A 20474-nucleotide genomic window follows, 5' to 3' on the forward strand; every position below is an offset into this window, starting at 1 on the left:
GAAGCCGAAGCGGGCCGCCCCGCCCGTGGGTGCGGCCCGCTGGTGTCCTTCGGTCGGCCTCCGCTCGTCGAGGGGTGGTCGCGGCTCACGCCCTCCCGAGGCGTACCGGAAGCCTGGTCAGCGCGTTGTTGAGGTTGGAGCGGAGCCTGACCGGTTCGCCCGTGGCCTCGATGTCGGGGAATGCCGCGAGAAGTTCCTCGAAGAACACCCGGCCTTCCAAACGCGCGATGTGCACGCCCAGGCAGAAGTGCTCGCCGAAGCCGAACGAGAGGTGCGGATTCGGTCGACGCGCGATGTCGAACGCCTGCGGGTCCGCGAAGACGTCCTCGTCGCGGTTGGCGGACGTGTAGTACATGGCCACCTTGTCGCCCGCCTTGATCCGGGCGCCGCGCAGCTCGACGTCCCGCCTGGCGGTGCGCCGGAAGTAGTGCAGCGGGTTCGCCCAGCGCAGGATCTCCTCGACCGCCCCCGGCGCCAGCGACGGGTCCGCACGCAGGGCCGCGAATTGCTCCGGATGGGTGAGCAGTGCGTGCAGTCCCGCCGACAGCATCGTCTTCGTCGTGTCGTTGCCGGCCGTCACCAACTGCACGAAGAACATGCCGAATTGCAGGTCGGTCATCGGTTTGCCGTCGAACTCCGACTCCAAGATCAGTGTCGTCAGGTCCGCGCGCGGTGCATCGGCGCGTCGGCGTGCGGCGAAGCCGATCGCGTACGCCGCCATCTCCGCCGACGAGGCGCCGGGCCCGTCGTCCGGGCCGGTGCCGCGGACCTCGGGGTCCTGGCCGCCGGTGTTGCGTTCCGCGAGGCGGTGGACGTACGCCCAGTCCTCGGGCGGCAGGCCCATCAGCTCGCCGATCACCCGGGTCGGCAGCCCGGAGGTCACGTCGTGCACGAACTCGACGTGCCCGTCCGCCGGAACGCGCGCGAGGATCTCTCGGGTGATCCGCCGTATCCGGTCCTCCATGCCGCCGACGACGCGCGCGGTGAACGACGTGACCAGCGGCTTGCGGTACGCGCGGTGCCGCGGCGGGTCCATCGCCAGCAGCGTGCCGCGCAGAGCGTTCAGGCGTGTCTCGTCGAGGTCTTCCAGTACGACGCCCCCGCGTTCGGCGGAGAACAGCTCCGGGTGCTGCGCGACGTACTCGACGTCGGCGTGTTTGAGCACCGCCCAATAGCCGGGCTCGCCGGGCATGTCCTGCCAGAAGACAGGTTGCGTGCGCCGGAGTTCGGTGAACAGGGCGTGCGGGGGCGCGGCAGCGTACACGTCAGGTGAGTAGATGTCGGGCGCGGGCGAGGGCTGTGTCGACGCGGCGGTGGTCATGGCATCGGCTCCTGACGGGGCGTCAATTGTCACGGCGTTACAGCGTGCCCGAGCACGTCGCCGGTTGCGAGGCCGGTTTCGAGTTCAGACACGGCGGGGCAGGATGGGGCGATACGCGCGCGCCGGCGGGCGCACCGATGCGCCGGGCGTGCGGCTCGGGAGGGGTACGGCTCATGGTGTTGGGGCAAGGCGACGGTCTTCTGGCGGGGAAGGTCGCGGTTGTCACGGGCGGCGCGAACGGCATCGGCCGGGCATGCTGCGAGCGTTTCGCGGCGGAGGGCGCCGACGTCGTCGTCGCGGACATCCTCGACGAACGCGGCATCGACACGATCGCCGCCGTCGAGAAGAAGGGCCGGCGGGCGGCCTACGTGCATGCGGACGCGAGCAGTCCGACCGACAACGAGACCGTGATGCAGCACGCGGTCGACTTGTTCGGCGGCATCGACGTGCTGGTCACCGCGGCCGGCATAGCCACCGCGGACTACCGCGGCGACCGGCCGGAGGGCGTCGCGCGCAGGTCGGCCAGACACGCGCGCGAGCACGACCCGATGCGCCGCTTCAGCGAAATGCTGTTGTCGGACTGGCAGAAGGTCCTCGACGTCAACCTCACCGGCACGATGCTCGCGGTGCAGGCCGCGGCCCGCGTGATGCTCGACCTCAAGCGGCGCGGCTCGATCATCACGATCGCGTCGATAGCGGCGAAGCACCCCGCGGCGGGCGCACCGGCGTACTCGGTCTCGAAGGCCGGGGTGTGGATGCTCACGAAGTACGCCGCGCGCGTGCTCGGCCCGGCCGGGATCCGCGTCAACGCGATCGGCCCCGGCTTCATCGAGACCAACATCGGCGACGTGGTCCGGGGCCTGCCGGACCTTGAGGAACGCCTGCTCGCGGACGTGCCGCTGGGCCGTCTGGGCACCGCGCGCGAAGTAGCGGACGCGGCGTTGTTTCTGGCCGGCCAGCAGTCGTCGTACTTCACCGGCGAGATGCTGCACCCGGACGGCGGCTTCTACACGGACTGACCCGCGTACCGGCGGCGGCTCAGGCTCCGCGGGCGCGCACGAGTCCGGTCTCGTACGCCATGACCACCGCCTGGACGCGGTCGCGCAGCCCGAGTTTCATCAGGATGCGCCCGACGTGGGTCTTGACCGTGGTCTCGGACAGGAACAGCTGCGCGGCGATCTCCGCGTTGGACAACCCCTGCGCGACCAGCAGCAGCACCTCGCGCTCGCGCTCGGTGAGCGTCCCGACGGCGTCCGGCCGGGTGTCCGACTCGCTCGGCAGGATCGGCGCGAAGCGGTCCAGGAGGCGGCGGGTGGTGCTGGGGGCGACCACCGCGTCGCCGGAGGCCACCGCGCGGATGCCGGACAGCAGTTCGGTCGGCGGGACGTCCTTCAGGAGGAATCCGCTCGCACCCGCCTTTATCGCGGCGAAGGCGTACTCGTCGAGGTCGAACGTCGTCAGCATCAGCACCTTCGGGCGTTCGTGCCCGGGCGGCGGCAGGACCGCGTCGGGGCCGTCGCCGGCGATCCGGCGGCAGGCCTCGACGCCGTCCATGCGCGGCATGCGCACGTCCATGAGGACGATGTCCACCGCGGTCGTGCGGACCTTGTCCACCGCCTCGGCACCGTCGCCCGCCTCGGCGACCACCTCCATGTCGGGCTGGGCCTGGAGCACCATGCCGAATCCGGTACGCAGCAGTTCCTGGTCGTCGACCAGCATCACCCGGATGGTCATGCGGCTCCTCGTGCGGTGAAGGCGGTGGTTGCGGTGGGGGCCGCGGGCGCGGCCGGGGAGGTCAGTCGGGCGCCACGCTTCCCGGCGGGCCGGTCGGGTCCGGGTTCGCGGGCCGGTCGCGGCGGTCTGGGGCGCCGCGACGTGTCGGCGTCCGCGACGTACGGCAGCACGGCGTGCACCCGCCAGCCGCCTTCGTCGGCCGGGCCGGTCTCCAGGCGCCCGCCCAGCATCGCGACGCGCTCGCGCATGCCGACGAGGCCGTGCCCCATGCCGTCGCCGGGAGCGTCGGCACCCCGACCGTCGTCGGTGACCACCATGTCGAGGGCGTCCTCGCCGTAGCCGATCACGACCGACGCCGTCGCGGTCGGCCCGGCGTGCTTGCGGGTGTTCGTCAGCGCCTCCTGCACGATGCGGTACGACGCGAGCGCGACGCCCTTGGGCAGCTCGACCGGGACACCGGTGACGCGCAGGTCGACCGAAAGGCCCGCGTCGCGGACCCGGTCGACCAGGTCGCCGAGCTGGTCGACGCCGGGCTGCGGGGCGTACGGCCCCCGGTCGGCGTCCGAGCGCAGCACGCCCAGGAGGCGGCGCATCTCGGCGAGCGCCTCACGACCGGTCGTGGAGATGGTGGTGAGCGCTTCCCGGGCGCGGTCGGGGGACGTGCCGATGGCGTACGCGGCACCATCGGCCTGCACGACCATCACCGACACGTTGTGCGCGACCACGTCGTGGAGTTCGCGGGCGATCCGGGCCCGCTCCGCCGCCGCGGCCACCTCGGCGTGCGCGTCGCGCTCGCGTTCCAGGCGGGCCGCCCGGTCCTCCAACTCGGCGTAGTATGCGCGCCGCGTCCGCATCGAGTCCCCGAGCACCCACGCGATCAGCAGCATGAAGATGACGAACGCGCAGCCGAACAACGTCTCCTTGATCCCGGCCGGTTTGTCGGGCGGGAAGCGCAGGACCAGCAGGACAGGCGCCACGAAGGCCAGCACCAGGCCGATGCGTGACAGCCACCGGGGACCGGACTTGGCCGCACAGTGCAGGACGACGATGATCGCGAGGTCGACAGGCCCCGTCATCACGCCCGTCACGAGCTGCGCGAGCCCCCCGACGACGACACCCGCCGCGGCAACGCGCAGATGTACGCGGCGCACGGCCATCGAGGCGCACAGCACCAGCGCGATGAGTCCGGACGCGACGTCATCTCCTCCCCCGGCCTCGGCGGCGACGATGACGAGGGAGACCATGAGCAGAAGAGAGGCACCCGTCGCGTCCACGACGAACGGGTGCCTGCGCAGCCACTCGTAGATCCCTTGCATGCCATCGAGGTTATGGAGCGACTCGGGTGGCGGCGTCCGCCTCGGTGGGGAGACGGCCGTACGACGCAGGTATCAGTCGTGGTGCCTTCGGTACGACGGCCCGGCCCGTAACCCGCCGGCCCGGACCGACGAGATCAGACCGACTCGGTGATCGCCTGCCGGGCCGCGCGGTCGGCGACGACCGTCACGAGATCGCCGATGGTCGCGGCGTCGTCGCACAGGTGCGTCCCGTCGACGGGCAGGCCGTAGCGGTCGGCGACCAGCCGCGCGATCTGCGCGTACGTGTGCGCGTCGGCGCCCAGGTGGTCCACGAGCCGGGTTTCGGGTGTGAGTTCTTCGGGCCGACGGGACGTCGCGCGCGCGACGATTCCGGTGACGCCCTCGGACAGGGCGGTGTCGGCGTGGATGCGCATGGCGTGAACCCTTCCCTCGGATGAATCGGGACCATCTGTTCCAACGGGCATGTGGACGCGCACCTAGCGTAACTCTCCATCATCACCTGATTACTTGACGCGATTGTGGGTTTGTCCGAGCCGTCACCCCGGGCCGGCCCGGACAACGCCGTCGCGAGCGGGATGAGCGGGCGGCGGCGGCCCCCCGAACGTCCCCGCACCGGGCGCGGGCCCGGTAGCGTCGTCACCGATGAACACCTGGTCGACCTGGCGGGACGCCACCCACCGGGCCCTGTACGGGACCGGCGGTTTCTATCTGCGGCCCGAAGGCCCCGCCGGTCATTTCCGCACGTCGGTCCATGCCTCGCCGCTCTTCGCCGGCGCCTTGGCGAAGCTCGCCCGCGAGGCCGGCCTCGACACCGTCGTCGACGTCGGGGCGGGGCGCGGCGAACTCCTCGTCGCCCTGCTGCGCATCGATCCCGCGCTCCGGCTGCACGGCGTGGACGTCGCCGCCCGGCCCGAGGCTCTGCCGCCGTCGATCGGCTGGACGGCGTCGGTACCGCCGGGCGTGTCGGCGCTGCTGGTGGCCAACGAATGGCTCGACAACGTCCCGGTCGACGTGGCCGAGGTCGACGCCGAGGGCGTCGCCCGCATCGTCGAGGTCGAATCGGGGTCGGGGCACGAACGCCTCGGTGCGGCGGTCTCCGGCGCCGACGCGGCCTGGCTGGAGCGGTGGTGGCCGCTGCGCGGGGCCGCGCCCGGCACGCGCGCCGAGATCGGGGCGCCGCGCGACGCGGCGTGGACGGCCGCCGTCGCGTCGCTGGCCCACGGCGTCGCGGTCGCGATCGACTACGGCCACGACCGCGCGTCGCGTCCCCCGCGCGGCACGCTCACCGGCTACCGGCAGGGCCGGGCCGTCGCCCCGGTGCCGGACGGGACATGCGATGTGACGTCGCACGTCGCCGTGGACGCGCTCGCCGCCGCGGCCGGCGAGGCGACCGGCGTCGGGGCGGCCGTCCACCTCTCCCAGCGCGAGGCCCTGCACGCGCTGGGCGTACGCGCCGCCCGGCCTCGGTACGACCTCGCCCGCACGGACCCGCGCGGCTACCTGGCCGCGCTGCGCGACGCGGGCGAGGCGGGTGAACTGACCGCGCGCGGCGGCCTCGGCGACTTCCGCTGGGTGGTGCACGGCGTGGGCATGCCGCCGCCGGAGATCCTGACACCCGCCGCCCCCCGCGCGGCGGGCAGCGGACTGGGGTGACGGGCCGGGCCGACACGCCCCGGGCGATGGTCCGGCCCCCGGCCGCACCACGGGCGCTCAGCTTGCCCCGAGGACCCCGGCAGCCCGCAGTTCGGTGATCTTGGCGTCGTCGTAGCCGAGGACGTCGCTGAGCACCTCGGCGCTGTGCTGGCCGACCGTGGGGGCCTTCGTCGGGCGCGGCAGTTCCTCGCCGACGAAGTGGATCGGGCTGGAGAGCTGGTCCGCCCCCAGTTCCTCCTTGGGGAACCAGGTGAAGCGGTGCCGGAACTGCGGGTCGTCCGCGATGCTCTTCGGGTCGTTCACCGGCGCGATGGGGGTGTTCGCCTCGTTCCCGAAGGCGAGCCATTCGAGCGATGTGCGCGTCGCGAATATCTTCCGCAGCTCCTCGCGGAGCTCCAGGTTGCCGAGGGCGTGGTCGGCGTACGTCGAGCCGGGCCACTTCTCGAACAGATCGGGGCGGCCGACCGCTTCGCAGAAGTTCTTCCACAGCGACCGCTCGGACGCCATGAAGAGGATGTAGCCGTCGGACGACTTGTACATCTGGTAGCGCACGCCCTCGGTCATCCCCGCGGTGCCCGGCGCACGACGCACGTAGTTGTCGGTCTTGTTGCCGGTGACCTCCGACTCGGGGCGCTCGTACGCGCGGTACGTCTCGCTGCGGAGCCAGTCCATCGCGGCGGCGGCGTCGGACTGGGCGATGTCGATCTGCCCGCCGACGCCGGTCTCGCGGGCACGGATGATCGCGGCGAGCATGCCGAGCGCGCCGAAGAGCGGCCCGGCGTGGATGCCGATGGACGCATGTTCGGGCGTGTACGGGTGCCCCTCGTCGGTGAAGGCCGGCTTCACGACGCCGGCCCAGGTGTCGTACGCGACGCCGTGCGAGGGCATGTCTCGGTACGGACCGGTCGCGCCGTACCCGGAGATCGTGCAGAAGACGATCTTCGGGTTGACCGCCTTCAGGTCCTCGAACCCGAGTCCGCGCCGGGCCAGGCCGCCGGGCCGCATCGCCTCGACGACCGCGTCCGCGCCCTTGACGAGCTCCTTGAAGGTGGCCGCGGCCTCGGGCTTGCGCAGGTCCAGGACCAGCGACTTCTTGCCCCGGTTGATGTGGAGGTGCATGAGGGAGACGCCGTCGATCATCGGCCACGTCATGTCGCGGATGTAGTCGCCGTTGGGCGGTTCGATCTTGATCACTTCGGCCCCGAGATCGACGAGCGCCGAAGTGATCGCACCAGGGCCCAGCATCGAACACTCGATGATCCGGACTCCGGCCAGCGGTGCCGGCACCTGACCCATCGCGACCTCCCGAGAAATATGACGATGCGTCAGATCTTACGGACGATCGCCTCCGAGGGAACCCCCGGAACGCGCCGACCACCGGTGCGGCCCCTCCCCACGGCGGCCGATTCGCGACCGCTCGGCCTGCTCGTCGACGATGCGGAGGGCCTCGTCGACATCGCGCAGGGACGCCGTGACGCGCACCGGCCCCGGCGTCGAGTCCAAGTGGACCGTGGCCAGCCGCAACATGCGCTCGACAGGACCCTGCGTCCAGCGCACGCTCTGCACCTTGGCGTGCGGGATGACGTCGGTCTCGCGGCGGAGGATCCCGCGCCGGGCCACGAACACCCGGTCGTCGGCACCGCAGGCCATCCCCAGGCGGCGGACCGGGCTGTGCCAGCGCGCCCGCTTCGGGACCCGCGCAAGCGGCACGGCCCCGACGTCCACACCGGGAAGGATGCGGCTCAGGACACCGAGCGCCACCTCGCGCGTCGCCACGGGCAGCAGCGTCGACTCGCGGTTCTCGCTGTTGTTCTCGTCCTGGCCGTAGCCCGCGACGTTGACCTCGACCCGCACCCATCCCTTGGGGCGCCACAGGAACGGCTGCACGATGCGCACCGCCTGCACACGGCCCGGCGGCACCGTCTGGTGGCGGTGCTCGATCAGGCCGTGCGCAAGGCGGAGCCCGTCGGGCGACTCGGACAGGGTGAAGTCGAAGTAGCGCAGTACGCGGCCGACCGTGAACTGCCAGGCCGCGACGAACAGCGGAATGCAGCCGAGCAGCAGCGCGGTGTTGCCGGTCGCGGTGCCCACGAAGATCAGGCCGATCGACGGGAACAAAAACGTCCAAGTGGCGAACGACAGCAGCACCGATCCGATCAGAACCGGCATCGGAACGGCGACGAACGGACGTTCCGGGGCCTCCCCCGCATCCGGCCGCACACCCGCCGCGCGGGCCAGCAGCTCGGCCCGCAGCGCTTGGGCGTCCCGCTCGTGCACATACGACAGCGACCCCTCCGCCGAATCACCCCCGGCGACCTGGAGCTTCAGCTCCGCGAGGCCGAGCAGCCGGGCGATGAACGGGCGCACGACGTCGACGGCCTGGAGGCGACCGAGATGCACGTGCCGGGTCCGCCGGAACACCACGCCCGAATCGATCCGCAGGTCGTCGTCCTCGATCCGGTAGACCGTGAACGACCAGCTCAGCAGCCCCCACAGCAATGCGCCGAGGAACACCGCGCCGGCCACCGCGATGCCAAGTTGGGTCTCCTGCGTCCGCGCGGCATGCTGCCCGAAGATCGCGATGGCCGCGGCCATCGCCGTCCAGCCTTTCGCCACCGGCGTCAGCGGATGCAGTCGGCGCGGCTCGGCGTTGTCGGGCGGCGGCTGGGGCGGGACCAGACTCGCAGGCGGCTTCTCGGAGGCGCCGCCGGTGACGCGGGAGACCTCCGCGGACGTACGGGGGTCGGCGGGGTGCCGCCTCCCCCGGACTCCGTCAGCCGCGTCGACCTCGTGGGCGGCGGCCGAAGTCCCTTCGGCATCAAGGGACTTGACACCATCCGCCCCCTCGGGAACCGGCGCGGCCCCCGACCCTCCCGACTCTCGGTCCACGGTCACGGTCCTCGCCTCACACGCCCGCGGAACGGGCTTCGCCCCGTTCCGCGAGGCGGTCGCGCAGCCGGGCCGCCTCCTCGGGAGGTAGTCCGCGGATCACCGCGTCGGTGCCCGCGGAGGCGGTGTGCAGCTTGATCGTCGCGATGCCGAAGCGCCGCTCGACCGGGCCGGCCGTCACATCCACGAACTGCATGCGGCCGTACGGCACGACCGTCAGCCGCCGGAACTGCACCCCGTGGGCGATCAACAGGTCGTCCGCGCGCTCCGCATACCGCCACGACCGCTGGTTGCGCCGCAACGCGACGATGCCCCACGCCAGCGCCACCGCGGCCGCAGCCACCGGCAGCACCGCCAGCCACGGGGTCGCGAGGACGGCCAGGAGCACGCCGCCCGCGACCGCCGTCGGCGCCAAAACGACGACCAGCAAAAAGCGCCGGACGCGGAAAAGCTGCTCGGAGACCGGATGCCAGGCCTGCTCGGGCGGCGCCAAGGCGTGATCCATACGTTCAGCGTATGTGCCGGGCCCGTGCGCCGACGCCCCGCAAAGCGGGCAGGTCCGCGGCGCACTGGCAAAATTCGAGGTATGACCAAGGCCACTCTCGGCGTCGGCATCGGCGCGGACCAGCTCGACACCACCGACATGGTGCTCAACATCGGTCCGCAGCACCCGTCGACGCACGGGGTGCTGCGGCTGCGCCTGGTGCTCGACGGCGAGCGGATCGTCAGCGCCGAACCGATCGTCGGCTACATGCACCGGGGCGCGGAAAAGCTCTTCGAGGTGCGCGACTACCGCCAGATCCTGGTGCTGGCGAACCGGCACGACTGGCTTTCCGCCTTCTCGAACGAACTCGGCGTCGTCCTCGCGGTCGAACGCATGCTCGGCATGGAGGTCCCCGAACGCGCGGTGTGGGCGCGGACGCTGCTCGCCGAGCTCAACAGGGTGCTCAACCACCTGATGTTCCTCGGCTCGTATCCGCTGGAACTCGGCGCGATCACCCCGATTTTCCACGCGTTCCGCGACCGCGAGGAGATCCAGGCCGTGATGGAGGAGATCTCCGGCGGGCGCATGCACTTCATGTTCAACCGCGTCGGCGGCCTCAAGGAGGACCTGCCGGCCGGCTGGCTCGGGCGCGCCCGGCACGCGGTCGCGGACGTGCGGTCACGCCTGCCGGTGCTGCACGACCTCGTGCACGGAAACGAGATCTTCCGCGCCCGCACCTCCGGGGTCGGCGTGCTGAGGCCCGAGACAGTGCGCGCGTACGGCGTCAGCGGTCCGATCGCACGGGCCTCCGGCGTCGACTTCGACCTGCGCCGCGACGAACCGTATCTGGCGTACGGCGAACTCACCGACGTGCTGCGGGTCGTCACGCGTGACGAGGGCGACTGCCTGGCCCGGTTCTCGTGCCTGCTGGAGCAGGTGGACGTCTCCCTCGACCTCGCCGAAGCGTGCCTGGACCGGCTGGCCGACCTGCCTCCCGGGCCCGTCAACCTACGGCTGCCCAAGGTGCTCAAGGCACCCGAGGGGCACACGTACGCCTGGACGGAGAACCCGCTCGGGCTCAACGGCTACTACCTCGTCTCGCGCGGTGAGAAGACGCCGTGGCGCCTGAAGCTGCGCTCGGCGTCGTTCAACAACGTGCAGGTGCTGTCGGAGATGCTGCGCGGATGCCTGGTGGCGGACATGGTCGCGATACTGGGCTCGTTGTTCTTCGTGGTCGGCGACATCGACAAATAGCGCGCCACCCCGACGCATCCGGCCCGGCGTGACGGGCTGTCACGCCGGGCCGGGTTGCTGCGGGGTCAGGCGCGCTTGCGGGTGTCCACTATCTGCGGCAGTTGCTCGGTGTCGTCGTGCGCGGTCAGATCGACCGGGATGGCTCGGCCGGTACGCGGCTCATGGGTGACCAGCGGACGCGCGGTCGCGATCTCGAACCGGGCCGAGGCGTCACGCACGACGCGGTGGGCGCGCGACTCGACGAACGCGTCCTCGCCCGCGGAAACCGGCGCCTCGACAGCCTGCGCCCCGGATCCGACCGTCGCCGCCGCTCGGTCCTCCGGCTCGGCTTCCTCCAACTCCGGCCGCTCGGGGCCGGCAGCGACGCCGGCATCCGATTCGGTCTCGGCCACCGGCTCCATGCCGTCGCCCGCCTCCTCGCCGCCGATCTCGCCCCGCCCGAAGAAGTCGAACGAACTCCCGTCCGCAGCACGGGCCATGCGTTCGCGGACGGCACGTACTGTCTCCACCACATCGCGCATGATGAGGGCGACCGCCTCATCGGGCGGCAGCGCGGCGACGGCTGGTTCCAACGCATCGACGCCGAAGTCGAGCTCGGCAGCGGCCTCTTCGGCCGCCGGCTCTCCAGGCGCCACGACCTCGGCGCGCGTGCGCGGCACCGGCAGATTGCCGACGGACGCGGCGACGGGCTCGGCGACGGGCTCGGCCGTCTGCTCACCAACCGGCTCTCGGACCTCGGACCCGTGGGACTCGGGGCCCATCTCGGGCACGGATTCGGGACGCGGCCGCAGGAACCTCGCCGCCGGAACGACGGGACGTGGTACGAGCGGAACCGGCTCCGCCGAAGCGGCCTCCGTCACCGCCTCCGCCATCGCGTGCGCCCTCGCCTCTGCCTCCGCCTTGGCCTTCGCGGCGGCCGACTTCTCCAGACTGCGCAGCACGGCCGCGCCACCTGCGAAGAGCTCGGCCGTCAGGCGCACCGGGCGCGGTGCGGTCGTCCCCGCGCCGGCCTGGAGTTCGGCCACCCGGGCGGTGAGTTCCTCCGCACGAGCCTCCAACTCGCGTACGCGGACCGCCGCTTCGCCGAGGCGGTCCTCGGCCTGACGCGCACGCGCCTGTGCGACGGCGATACGCCGGTCCGCCTCCTCGGCGTGCTTGCGGGCCTCGCCGGCCCGCGCCTCCGCCCCGGCCACGCGTGCCTCGGCTTCCGTCAGCCGCGCGCGTATGGCGGCCACCCGCTCGCGGGCGGCGGCCATCTGCCGTTCCTGAGCGGCCGTCCGGGCAAGCGTCTTCTCGTGTGCCGCGCGTATCTCCGCCTCCGCAACGGCCAACTGCTCGCGGTCGCGGCGGTGCCGGGCGAGGTCCTCGCCGTAGTTCCGTCGGCTCTGCCGCAGCAGCACGACGAGCGCGACGGCCGAGGCAGCCGCGCACAGCGCGGCGACCCGAAGAACTCCCGTGCCGCTGCCGACCGCCGCGAGCACGACCGCGACGAATGCCGGCGCGAGTACCGCGATGAGCACTGATATGCGCAGGAGTGCGGAGGACTGGCGGTGACGTCCACGTGACATGAGCGTGACCCTAACGCGGACCCGCACGCGAACGCATCGCGCCACACAGTGTTCTGACGACGTATCGATAATTCAAAGAACGAATCACCGCAAACCGGACGGGCGTTCGCAGTCTCGCGCCTCCCGCGGAACAGATGAGGCGATCGGTCCCGGCAGCCCTGGGCGAAACGTGGCCTGATCGCGACCACGGTCGGCGGCGGAGCACACACGGGAAGCCGCGTGGCGCGGCAGGGAATCGCGGAATGCGCGCGCGGTCAGCGCGGAGTCGAGGAACCGCGCGGGTGCCCCGGCGGCTCGTCCGGGTCGTCCGGAATGCGGCAGATCCGCTCCAGGAACAACCCGGCCAGGATCAGCAGAATCGCGGCGCCGACCGAAAACCCACACCGCGCCGCTTGTTCGCGGCGCGCATCGTTGTCCAGGTGCAGCCACAGCCACAGGCCGTAGCCGCCGTACAAACCCGCGACAAGCGACCCGACAAGGGAGCTCGCCTTCGCGAAAACGACCGCCCGCGCCGCCGTCAGCGGGTCGACCGGCCTGGCGTCGACGCGCCGCTCGCGCTGCGCCCGGAACCGCGCACGCAGCGAGAGTCCGGTCGACAGCGCGACAACGGCGAGCAGCAAAAGTACGAAAGGCGCGAGCACCGGCACACCGGGCGGGGTGCCGCGCGTCTGCCAGAGATCGACGGCGCCATACGCCAGCGCCCCGGGGGCAAGCGCCAGTCCGAGCAGCAAGGCGGGACGCGTCGGCTTCACTCCGGCAGCCTCAGCTCCAGATCGTCGCGGCGCTCGACACCGGTGGTGCCGAGTTTCGCCAGCAGGTCGGCCGCGCGTCCGTGGCCGGGGATCTCGGCGTCCGGATCGGCGTCGACCCACGGCGCCAGCACAAACGCCCGCTCGTGCGCCCGGGGGTGGGGGATCGTCAACCGCGGGTCGTTCGAGACCTCGTCGCCGTAGACGATGATGTCCACGTCCAGCGTGCGCGGGCCCCAGTGCTCCTTGCGGACGCGCTGGAAAGCCTCCTCCACGGCGTGGACGCGGTCCAAAAGCATGTCGGGCGGCAGAAAGGTGTCGACCAGCACGACCGCGTTGAAATACTCGGGCTGTTCCTCGGGCCCGCCGACCGGCTCGGTGATGTAGAGCGGCGAGACGACGTTGACCCGGATCCCCGGGGTGTCGGCAAGCGCGTCGATGGCCCCTTGCAGGTTCTCCTGGCGGTTGCCCAGGTTGCTGCCCAGCGCCAATACCGCGCGGTGCGGGCCGCTGAGGGCCTGCAACCGCATGAGCGTATCCGTCCCCAAATCCGTCACACACGACTCCGAACAATCGTCACGGTCACATCGTCGAACGGCACGGTGATCGGAGCGTCGGGCTTGTGCACGACGACCTCGACCTCCTCGACCGGCTTGTGTGCCAAACAGGCGTCGGCGATCCGCCCGGCCAGCGTCTCGATGAGGTTCACCGGCTCGCCCTGCACGACGGCGACGACCTCCTCGGCGATGACACCGTAATGCGCGGTCAGCTCAAGGTCGTCGCCGGCCGCCGCCGGGCGCGTGTCGACGCCCAGCACCAAGTCGACGATGAAGGTCTGGCCCTCACGGCGTTCGTGGTCGAACACCCCGTGGTGGCCCCGGGCCTTGAGCCCACGCAGCGCAACGCGGTCCAGCATCAGGTCCAGCCTCCTTGAGCGCACTACTCTTTCCGGCGCGCTTCAAGGGCTGCACGGCGGTCCCCGACGGGCCCTCGTTTGCCTCGGCGCCCTACCGAATGTACCCAGACGCACCCTCACGCCCCCCGGGGTGGGGTGCTGTCGGGCATTCCCCTTCGGCGTGCTACGCAAGACCAACCGCCGGACGGGCGCCGGTGTTCCCGCCGGCGCGCCCGAATCCCGGATCACACCGGACCTCGGGGGTGACCCGCGAGATCCCGCAGGTCACCGCCGATCCGGGCAGGTCGCGTCAGGACGTCAGATCTCGTCCTCGGTGTCCGCCTCCGCCAGCACCGGGGACGCGTGGTGCAGCCACAGACGCCACTCGCCGTGCATGCGCCGGAAGACGTTCGTCACGACCGCCTGCCCGCCGGCGAAGCCGGTGTCGTCGTCGCCGTCCTCCTCGCCCATGCCGGTGAGCAGGCTGGCCGTGCACGACAGAATCGCCACGTCGCCGTCGAGGGTCACCTGCACATCGGTGAGGAAGAACTGCACGTAGCTGGTGTTCGCCATGATCAGCGCGTACGACCGCAGCACCTCGGCGCGGCCCCGCAGGACCGGCCAGCCCGGGTGCACGCAGGTGACCGTCGCCGCCTCCGGGCCGTCGGCCCATATGGCGCCCAGCCGGTCGAGGTCGCCTTCTTCCACCGCGGTCCACAGCGCGAGGTTGAGGTCGCGCACCTCGGCCGCCTCGGGGGACAGCAGCTCGTCCTCGGGGCCGTTCATCGGACTGTTCACCGGGCGGCCTGCCACGCTGCCGCCACCCGCACCGCGTCGCGCGAGGCCGGGACTTCGTGCACTCTTACCCCCCAAGCCCCGGCGAGCGCCGCGAGGGCGGTCACCGCGGCGGTCGCGTCGTCTCGGCCGCGCGGCGGGCGCAGCCCCTGGTCGTCGGCGAGCAGTCGGCCGAGAAACGCCTTGCGGGACGCGGCCACCAAAAGCGGTCGGTCGAGCTCCACAAGCGCCTCCAGGTGCGCCAGCAGCGCCCAATTGTGGTCGGCGTTCTTCGCGAAACCGAGACCCGGGTCGAGGATGATCGCCTCGGGATCGACGCCGGCCGCGACCACGCGGTCCATGCGCTCGGTGAGTTCGGCGCGCACTTCACCGACGACGTCGTCGTAGTGCGCCTTGTCCTGCATGCCGCGACTGTGCCCACGCCAGTGCATGACCACGACGGGCACCCCGGCCTCCGCGACGAACGCGGCCATCGCGGGGTCCGCGAGCCCGCCGCTGACGTCGTTGACCAGCACGGCCCCGGCCTCGACTGCGGCGCGCGCGACTTCGACGCGCATGGTGTCGACGCTGACGATCGCACCTGCCGCGGCGAGCCCGCGCACCACCGGGACCACCCGGCGGAGCTCTTCGTCCAGCGGCACGCGCTCGGCCCCCGGCCGGGTCGACTCACCGCCCACGTCGATCAGGTCGGCGCCCTCCGCGCGCAGCGCGTGGCCGCGCGCGATGGCCTCGTCGGGGTCGAACCACAGGCCCCCGTCCGAGAAGGAGTCGGGGGTCACATTGACCACGCCCATGACCGCGCAGCGGCCGAAGTCCGGGAGTCCCCGCACGCTGGGTGGTTTCGCGTCCCGCTCCAGCCCTCGGCCGGCGGCACCCCCCTCGGGCTTGGTCGTCGCTGTCATGGCCCCAAGCGTAGGGGCAAAGACGGGCCGGTCAGGCGAGGCGGGACGGTGCGGCGCAGGACGGGCCGAGGGCGGATTCGGCCATCCACCTCGACAAATCAGAAAAGACCGGTCAGACGGTGCACGGTGGCCGGCCCGGGCGGGCGCGACTCGCAGGTTCCCGGCACGTGCCGCGTCCAGGCCAGGGAGACGGGAGTTGCATCTCGCACACGCAGCACGTCCCGGGCGGCACGCCCACCGTGTTCTCGGGCCATCGCAAAACCGCCGCTTGCTCTCGGTCTCCTGCGCGTCCAACGCGCGCCTGGCCAACCCCCGGCGGCAGGCGGTCGCCGGCTCCGCGGCGATACCGGCCCCGACACCGTCCGGCGCGGGCGCCCCGGCGGTTTTGCGGACGGAGGCGGACACAGCGCGAGATCCGGGCCGGAAGGGGCACGCGCCCGGGCCGCTTCGACCGCCAGATCGCGGTCGAGCGCCCCGGACGCGTGCCTCCGGGCCGGTGCTCGAAAGCGGGTATCGCCTGGGTGCACGGAGCCGGGCTCGACCGACGTCGGCCCCGGCGGCAACGCGAACGCCCCTCGCGGGCGGGCCGTGGGCCCGGTACCCGTGAGGGGCGTCATCGCGTGCGTGCCGAAGCGAAACCGGCGCGGCCGTCAGCGCTCCAGGATCAGACTCATCGCCTCCGCGCGCGTTGCCGCGTCGAGGAGTTGGCCGCGGACCGCGGACGTCACCGTCTTCGCTCCCGGCTTGCGGATGCCGCGCATGGTCATGCACATGTGTTCGCACTCGAAGACCACGATCACCCCGCGCGGGCGCAGAATGCGCACGAGCGCGTCCGCGACCTGCGTGGTGAGGCGCTCCTGCACCTGAGGGCGCTTGGCATAGACATCGACCAGGCGGGCCAGCTTGGACAGACCGGTGATCTGGCCGTCCTCCGAGGGGATGTAGCCGACGTGCGCGACGCCGTGGAAGGGCACGAGGTGGTGCTCACACGAGCTGTACACCTCGATGTCCTTGACCAGCACCATCTCGTCGTGGCCCAGGTCGAACGTCGTGGTCAGGACGTCCTCGGGGTTCTGGTTCAGCCCTGCGAATATCTCGCGGTACGAGCGTGCCACCCGCGCGGGGGTGTCCTTGAGCCCCTCGCGGTCGGGGTTCTCCCCGACCGCGATCAGCAGCTCGCGTATCGCCCGCTCGGCGCGGTCCTGGTCGAACTCACCCACGGCGCCGCCGTCGTCGAGGGTGACCGGGTCGATCGTCACGTTCACTTCTCCGCTGGGTCGGACGGGCCCTCGGGAACAGCCGCGGGCCCGCCGGTGGCTCCGGTGGTCGCCCCGCCCCCGTTGAGCACCGCGCCGCTGCCGTTGACGGTCAGTTCCCTGGGGGTCATGACCGGCGGACGACTGGACGGCTGGCGGCGGCTGGACCCGGTCCACGCGGGACGAGCCGGACGCTTGGCGACCGGGGCGAAGATCTCCGCGACCTCGTGACGGTCGAGGGTTTCGCGTTCCAGAAGGGCGAGGACCAGGTTGTCGAGCACGTCGCGGTTCTCGACCAGGATTTCCCAGGCCTCGTTGTGCGCCGCCTCGATGAACCTCTTGACCTCTTCATCGACGATAGCGGCGACTTCCTCCGAGTAGTCGCGCTGGTGTCCCATCTCACGGCCGAGGAACGGCTCGGAGCCGTCCTGGCCGAACTTGATCGCGCCCAGACGCTCGGTCATGCCGTACTGCGTGACCATCGCACGGGCGAGTGCGGACGCCTTCTCGATGTCGTTGGAGGCACCGGTGGTCGGGTCGTGGAAGACCAGCTCCTCGGCCGCACGGCCGCCCAGCATGTACGCGAGCTGGTCGAGCATCTCGTTGCGGGTCGTGGAGTACTTGTCCTCTTCCGGCAGCACCATCGTGTAGCCGAGGGCCCGGCCCCGGGACAAGATCGTGATCTTGTGCACCGGGTCGGTGTTGGGCAGCGCGTGCGCCACCAGGGCGTGGCCGCCCTCGTGGTACGCGGTGATCTTCTTCTCCTTGTCGCTCATCAGACGCGTCCGCTTCTGCGGACCGGCGACCACGCGGTCGATCGCCTCGTCGAGCGACTTGTTGTCGATCAGCTTGCTGTTGGACCGTGCGGTGAGCAGCGCGGCCTCGTTCAGCACGTTGGACAGATCGGCACCGGTGAAGCCGGGCGTGCGCTTCGCGACCGCCTTGAGGTCGACGTCCTCGGTGACCGGCTTGCCCTTGGCGTGCACCTTGAGGATCGACAGGCGGCCTTCGAGGTCGGGGCGCTCGACCGCGATCTGGCGGTCGAAGCGGCCCGGACGCAGCAGCGCCGGGTCGAGGATGTCGGGCCGGTTGGTGGCCGCGATGAGGATCACGCCGCCCTTGACGTCGAAGCCGTCCATCTCGACGAGCAGCTGGTTGAGCGTCTGCTCGCGCTCGTCGTGGCCGCCGCCGAGGCCCGCGCCGCGGTGTCGGCCCACGGCGTCGATCTCGTCGACGAAGACGATCGCGGGGGCATTGGCTTTGGCCTGCTCGAACAGGTCGCGGACCCGGGACGCACCGACACCGACGAACATCTCGACGAAGTCGGAACCCGAGATCGAGTAGAACGGCACCCCCGCCTCGCCGGCGACCGCGCGGGCGAGCAGGGTCTTGCCGGTGCCGGGCGGGCCGTAGAGCAGCACACCCTTGGGGATCTTGGCGCCGACGGCCTGGAACTTGGCGGGCTCCTGGAGGAACTCCTTGATCTCCTGGAGCTCCTCGACGGCCTCGTCGGCCCCCGCGACGTCGGAGAACGTCGTCTTCGGGGTGTCCTTGGAGATCAGCTTCGCCTTCGACTTCCCGAAGTTCATCACCCGGGAGCCGCCGCCCTGCATCTGGTTCATCAGGAACAGGAAGACGATGACGATGAGCGCGAACGGCAGCAGGGAGAACAGGATGCTGACCAGAGCGCTCTGCTTGCCGATCTTGACGGTGTAGCCGTCGGGGATCTGGTTCGCGGCGGCCTTCTGGGTCAGCAGATCGGCGATCCTGTCGCCTTGCTGGTCGTTCAGGTACGACGACTTGATCTTGCTGCTGCCGTCGATCTTGATCGGCTTGCCGTCGGGACCGTCCTTCAGGGACAGCTCCACGGCCTGGTCGTTGCCACCGATGATCTTGGCGCTCTTGACCTGGTTGTTCTCGATGGCCTGGATGACCGTGCTTGTGTCGACACCCTTGTAGCCGCTCGACCCGCCGACGAGCTGCATCAGGACGAAGACAGCAAGTACGGCCAGCACGACCCACATGATCGGCCCGCGGAAAATGCGCTTGACGTCCATTCATGCGGGGCTATAGCCGCCCCGTCCCTCCTGCCAGCTCCCTACCCGAGGACCTGATGGCCCCGGGCTCACTGCCCTGTCCGGTGTCGACCAAGTGTCGCCTACGAAGTGTCGCCTTACGAACTGTCACTGCGTACGAAGGTACACCGGAGGTAGCCGCCACACCGCGCCCGCGCGTCGCCCGTAGGCGGCACGGCACGGAGACGACTCCCGTCGACCTCTCCAACGAGGGAAAACGGTTCGCTTGTTCCCCAAGCCGGGACAGTGGTGTCGCGGGTCACCCCGCGGCAAGGGTCAGTGCGGCTTCACGCTGCCGTAGACGTGCTCGGCGAGGGTTCCGACGAAGGGCAGGTTGCGGTAGCGCTCGGCGTAGTCGAGACCGTAGCCGACGACGAATTCGTTCGGGATGTCGAAGCCGAGGTATTTGACGGGGATGTCGACCTTGGCCGCCTCGGGCTTACGGAAGAAGGCGCAGACCTCAAGCGACGCGGGGCCGCGCGACGCGAGGTTCGCGAGCATCCAGGAGAGTGTGAGCCCCGAGTCGATGATGTCCTCGACGACGAGGATGTGACGGTCGGCGATGTCGGTGTCGAGGTCCTTGAGGATGCGTACGACACCCGAGGACTTGGTGCCTGAGCCGTAGGAGGAGACGGCCATCCAGTCCATCTTGACCGGTGAGTGCAGGGCGCGGGCGAGGTCGGCCATCACCATGACGGCGCCCTTGAGAACGCCTACGAGGAGGAGGTCCCGCCCCTCGTAGTCCCGGTCGATCTGCTCGGCCAGCTCACGCAGTTTGGCGTTGATCTCGTCCTCGCTCACCAAAACGCGCGCGAGGTCGGTGCCCATGTCTTTCTCGTCCACCTGTGCTCTTCCTGTCGGAGTCCCCGTGATCCCTGTCAACGCCGTAACGCCGTCAAAGCTGCGAGGGCCGGTGGAAGAGAAGCTTTCCACATCGCCTGCGTATCTCGACGCCGCCCGGCAGGTTGATGGGTCCTTGGCCGCGCCACGAGGTCACCAGGCGCTCGACCATGTCGACGTGCCGCGCGAACAGGTCGCCGGGAGGGGAGCCCGCCCTGACCGCGCTGCGGCGGAGCACACGACGGCGTACGGCGGCCGGCAGTTCGGCGAGCGCACAGACGTCCAAACCGCCGTCTTCGAGCGTGAGTTCGCGTTGGACGCGGTCGGCCCAGGCGTCGAGTGCGTCGGCGTCGTCGCGGAACAGCCGCGCGGTGCGCGCGAGCGATTCGCTGATGCCGGGGCCGAGCGCCTTCTCCATGACCGGGAGCACGTCGTGCCGCACGCGGGCCCTGGTGTACGCCGGATCGGCGTTGTGCGGGTCGTCCCATGTCGGCAGGTTCTGGGCGACGCAGGCGGCGCGGGTGGTGTCGCGGTCGATGCCGAGCAGCGGGCGGTGGAAATGCCCTATCACCGCGGGCATGCCGGCCAGTGACCGGGCGCCCGACCCCCGGGCGAGGCCCAGCAGCACGGTCTCCGCCTGGTCGTCGAGCGTGTGCCCGAGGAAGACCGCGCGGGCCTGGTGACGGGCGGCGGCGAGGTCGAGTGCTTCGTAGCGCGCGGAACGCGCGGCGGCCTCGGGGCCC

The 20474-nt window shown here is 71.1% G+C and carries 20 protein-coding genes; 3 read left to right on the forward strand and 17 right to left on the reverse strand.

Translation table 11 applies throughout. From position 1 onward, the window contains the following. Positions 1-85: 85 nt before the first annotated feature. Positions 86-1321 carry a cytochrome P450 gene (locus tag ACRX5W_RS10765; protein WP_436787799.1) on the reverse strand — a complete coding sequence of 412 codons (1236 nt, stop codon included), beginning with the start codon at positions 1319-1321 and terminating at the stop codon, positions 86-88. 173 nt (positions 1322-1494) lie between these two features. On the opposite strand from ACRX5W_RS10765, the gene ACRX5W_RS10770 reads away from it, so the two are divergent. Beyond that, entirely contained in the window at positions 1495-2340 is an 846-nt protein-coding gene (locus tag ACRX5W_RS10770) for an SDR family NAD(P)-dependent oxidoreductase (protein WP_436787800.1), read from the forward strand. A 19-nt stretch (positions 2341-2359) separates the two neighbouring features. Here ACRX5W_RS10770 and ACRX5W_RS10775 read toward each other — a convergent pair whose 3' ends face one another. From ACRX5W_RS10775 to ACRX5W_RS10785, 3 genes are all read right to left on the reverse strand, one after another. Further along, positions 2360-3055, reverse strand: a complete 696-nt coding sequence (locus ACRX5W_RS10775; RefSeq protein WP_436787801.1) for a response regulator — start codon at positions 3053-3055, stop codon at positions 2360-2362. Further along, positions 3052-4371: a sensor histidine kinase gene (locus tag ACRX5W_RS10780; RefSeq protein WP_436787802.1), complete on the reverse strand. Its 1320-nt coding sequence runs from the start codon at positions 4369-4371 to the stop codon at positions 3052-3054. Before ACRX5W_RS10780 ends, ACRX5W_RS10775 begins: the two co-directional genes overlap by 4 nt. 134 nt (positions 4372-4505) lie before the next feature. After that, positions 4506-4784, reverse strand: coding sequence for an acyl carrier protein (locus ACRX5W_RS10785; protein WP_436787803.1), 279 nt, complete (start codon positions 4782-4784; stop codon positions 4506-4508). Positions 4785-5013: 229 nt separating this feature from the next. On the opposite strand from ACRX5W_RS10785, the gene ACRX5W_RS10790 reads away from it, so the two are divergent. Next, a complete protein-coding gene (locus tag ACRX5W_RS10790; protein ID WP_436787804.1) occupies positions 5014-6024 on the forward strand; it encodes an SAM-dependent methyltransferase in 1011 nt (336 codons plus the stop codon). A 57-nt stretch (positions 6025-6081) separates the two neighbouring features. On the opposite strand, the gene ACRX5W_RS10795 is transcribed toward ACRX5W_RS10790, so the two are convergent. Genes ACRX5W_RS10795 through ACRX5W_RS10805 form a run of 3 tightly spaced genes read right to left on the reverse strand, consistent with a single transcriptional unit; the run spans position 6082 to position 9418 of the window. Further along, entirely contained in the window at positions 6082-7320 is a 1239-nt protein-coding gene (locus ACRX5W_RS10795; protein WP_436787805.1) for a CaiB/BaiF CoA transferase family protein, read from the reverse strand. A 36-nt stretch (positions 7321-7356) separates the two neighbouring features. Beyond that, positions 7357-8919, reverse strand: a complete 1563-nt coding sequence (locus tag ACRX5W_RS10800; protein WP_436787806.1) for a PH domain-containing protein — start codon at positions 8917-8919, stop codon at positions 7357-7359. A 10-nt stretch (positions 8920-8929) separates the two neighbouring features. After that, the gene (locus tag ACRX5W_RS10805) at positions 8930-9418 is read right to left on the reverse strand and encodes a PH domain-containing protein (RefSeq protein ID WP_436787807.1); all 489 of its coding nucleotides are present in this window, start codon (positions 9416-9418) and stop codon (positions 8930-8932) included. 81 nt (positions 9419-9499) lie between these two features. Here ACRX5W_RS10805 and ACRX5W_RS10810 point away from each other — a divergent pair, with 81 nt between their 5' ends. Continuing rightward, positions 9500-10651 (forward strand): NADH-quinone oxidoreductase subunit D, encoded by a 1152-nt coding sequence (locus ACRX5W_RS10810; protein WP_436787808.1) that lies wholly within the window; start codon positions 9500-9502, stop codon positions 10649-10651. Positions 10652-10716: 65 nt separating this feature from the next. Here ACRX5W_RS10810 and ACRX5W_RS10815 read toward each other — a convergent pair whose 3' ends face one another. The 10 genes from ACRX5W_RS10815 to tilS all read right to left on the reverse strand — a co-directional run. Continuing rightward, positions 10717-12219 (reverse strand): hypothetical protein, encoded by a 1503-nt coding sequence (locus ACRX5W_RS10815; RefSeq protein ID WP_436787809.1) that lies wholly within the window; start codon positions 12217-12219, stop codon positions 10717-10719. Between the two features lie 254 nt (positions 12220-12473). After that, entirely contained in the window at positions 12474-12971 is a 498-nt protein-coding gene (locus ACRX5W_RS10820; protein ID WP_436787810.1) for a DUF3180 domain-containing protein, read from the reverse strand. Next, the gene (gene folK, locus ACRX5W_RS10825) at positions 12968-13498 is read right to left on the reverse strand and encodes a 2-amino-4-hydroxy-6-hydroxymethyldihydropteridine diphosphokinase (RefSeq protein ID WP_436787811.1); all 531 of its coding nucleotides are present in this window, start codon (positions 13496-13498) and stop codon (positions 12968-12970) included. The genes ACRX5W_RS10820 and folK overlap by 4 nt, the downstream gene beginning before the upstream one ends. Positions 13499-13521: 23 nt before the next feature. Beyond that, the gene (folB, locus tag ACRX5W_RS10830) at positions 13522-13881 is read right to left on the reverse strand and encodes a dihydroneopterin aldolase (RefSeq protein WP_436788036.1); all 360 of its coding nucleotides are present in this window, start codon (positions 13879-13881) and stop codon (positions 13522-13524) included. A 300-nt stretch (positions 13882-14181) separates the two neighbouring features. Continuing rightward, entirely contained in the window at positions 14182-14649 is a 468-nt protein-coding gene (locus tag ACRX5W_RS10835; protein WP_436787812.1) for a nuclear transport factor 2 family protein, read from the reverse strand. Between the two features lie 8 nt (positions 14650-14657). Continuing rightward, positions 14658-15452 (reverse strand): dihydropteroate synthase, encoded by a 795-nt coding sequence (gene folP / locus ACRX5W_RS10840; RefSeq protein WP_436788037.1) that lies wholly within the window; start codon positions 15450-15452, stop codon positions 14658-14660. Positions 15453-16210: 758 nt separating this feature from the next. Then, positions 16211-16813 carry a GTP cyclohydrolase I FolE gene (folE, locus tag ACRX5W_RS10845; protein ID WP_436788038.1) on the reverse strand — a complete coding sequence of 201 codons (603 nt, stop codon included), beginning with the start codon at positions 16811-16813 and terminating at the stop codon, positions 16211-16213. Positions 16814-16821: 8 nt separating this feature from the next. Next, positions 16822-18873, reverse strand: a complete 2052-nt coding sequence (ftsH, locus tag ACRX5W_RS10850; RefSeq protein WP_436787813.1) for an ATP-dependent zinc metalloprotease FtsH — start codon at positions 18871-18873, stop codon at positions 16822-16824. A gap of 294 nt (positions 18874-19167) precedes the next feature. Further along, positions 19168-19734, reverse strand: a complete 567-nt coding sequence (hpt, locus tag ACRX5W_RS10855) for a hypoxanthine phosphoribosyltransferase (RefSeq protein WP_436787814.1) — start codon at positions 19732-19734, stop codon at positions 19168-19170. Positions 19735-19786: 52 nt separating this feature from the next. Beyond that, the coding region (tilS, locus tag ACRX5W_RS10860; protein WP_436787815.1) for a tRNA lysidine(34) synthetase TilS at positions 19787-20474 on the reverse strand (688 nt) is incomplete at its 5' end.

Origin of the sequence: Yinghuangia sp. YIM S10712, assembly GCF_051388935.1 — a bacterium.
Taxonomy (GTDB): domain Bacteria; phylum Actinomycetota; class Actinomycetes; order Streptomycetales; family Streptomycetaceae; genus Yinghuangia.

Excerpts from the sequence above, each read along its gene's own strand:
- ACRX5W_RS10765 (WP_436787799.1), bottom strand. The coding sequence starts at position 1,321 with ATGACCACCGCCGCGTCGACACAGCCCTCGCCCGCGCCCGACATCTAC.
- ACRX5W_RS10770 (WP_436787800.1), top strand. The coding sequence starts at position 1,495 with ATGGTGTTGGGGCAAGGCGACGGTCTTCTGGCGGGGAAGGTCGCGGTT.
- ACRX5W_RS10775 (WP_436787801.1), bottom strand. The coding sequence starts at position 3,055 with ATGACCATCCGGGTGATGCTGGTCGACGACCAGGAACTGCTGCGTACC.
- ACRX5W_RS10780 (WP_436787802.1), bottom strand. The coding sequence starts at position 4,371 with ATGCAAGGGATCTACGAGTGGCTGCGCAGGCACCCGTTCGTCGTGGAC.
- ACRX5W_RS10785 (WP_436787803.1), bottom strand. The coding sequence starts at position 4,784 with ATGCGCATCCACGCCGACACCGCCCTGTCCGAGGGCGTCACCGGAATC.
- ACRX5W_RS10790 (WP_436787804.1), top strand. The coding sequence starts at position 5,014 with ATGAACACCTGGTCGACCTGGCGGGACGCCACCCACCGGGCCCTGTAC.
- ACRX5W_RS10795 (WP_436787805.1), bottom strand. The coding sequence starts at position 7,320 with ATGGGTCAGGTGCCGGCACCGCTGGCCGGAGTCCGGATCATCGAGTGT.
- ACRX5W_RS10805 (WP_436787807.1), bottom strand. The coding sequence starts at position 9,418 with ATGGATCACGCCTTGGCGCCGCCCGAGCAGGCCTGGCATCCGGTCTCC.
- ACRX5W_RS10810 (WP_436787808.1), top strand. The coding sequence starts at position 9,500 with ATGACCAAGGCCACTCTCGGCGTCGGCATCGGCGCGGACCAGCTCGAC.
- ACRX5W_RS10815 (WP_436787809.1), bottom strand. The coding sequence starts at position 12,219 with ATGTCACGTGGACGTCACCGCCAGTCCTCCGCACTCCTGCGCATATCA.
- folK (WP_436787811.1), bottom strand. The coding sequence starts at position 13,498 with ATGCGGTTGCAGGCCCTCAGCGGCCCGCACCGCGCGGTATTGGCGCTG.
- ACRX5W_RS10835 (WP_436787812.1), bottom strand. The coding sequence starts at position 14,649 with ATGAACGGCCCCGAGGACGAGCTGCTGTCCCCCGAGGCGGCCGAGGTG.
- folP (WP_436788037.1), bottom strand. The coding sequence starts at position 15,452 with ATGGGCGTGGTCAATGTGACCCCCGACTCCTTCTCGGACGGGGGCCTG.
- ftsH (WP_436787813.1), bottom strand. The coding sequence starts at position 18,873 with ATGGACGTCAAGCGCATTTTCCGCGGGCCGATCATGTGGGTCGTGCTG.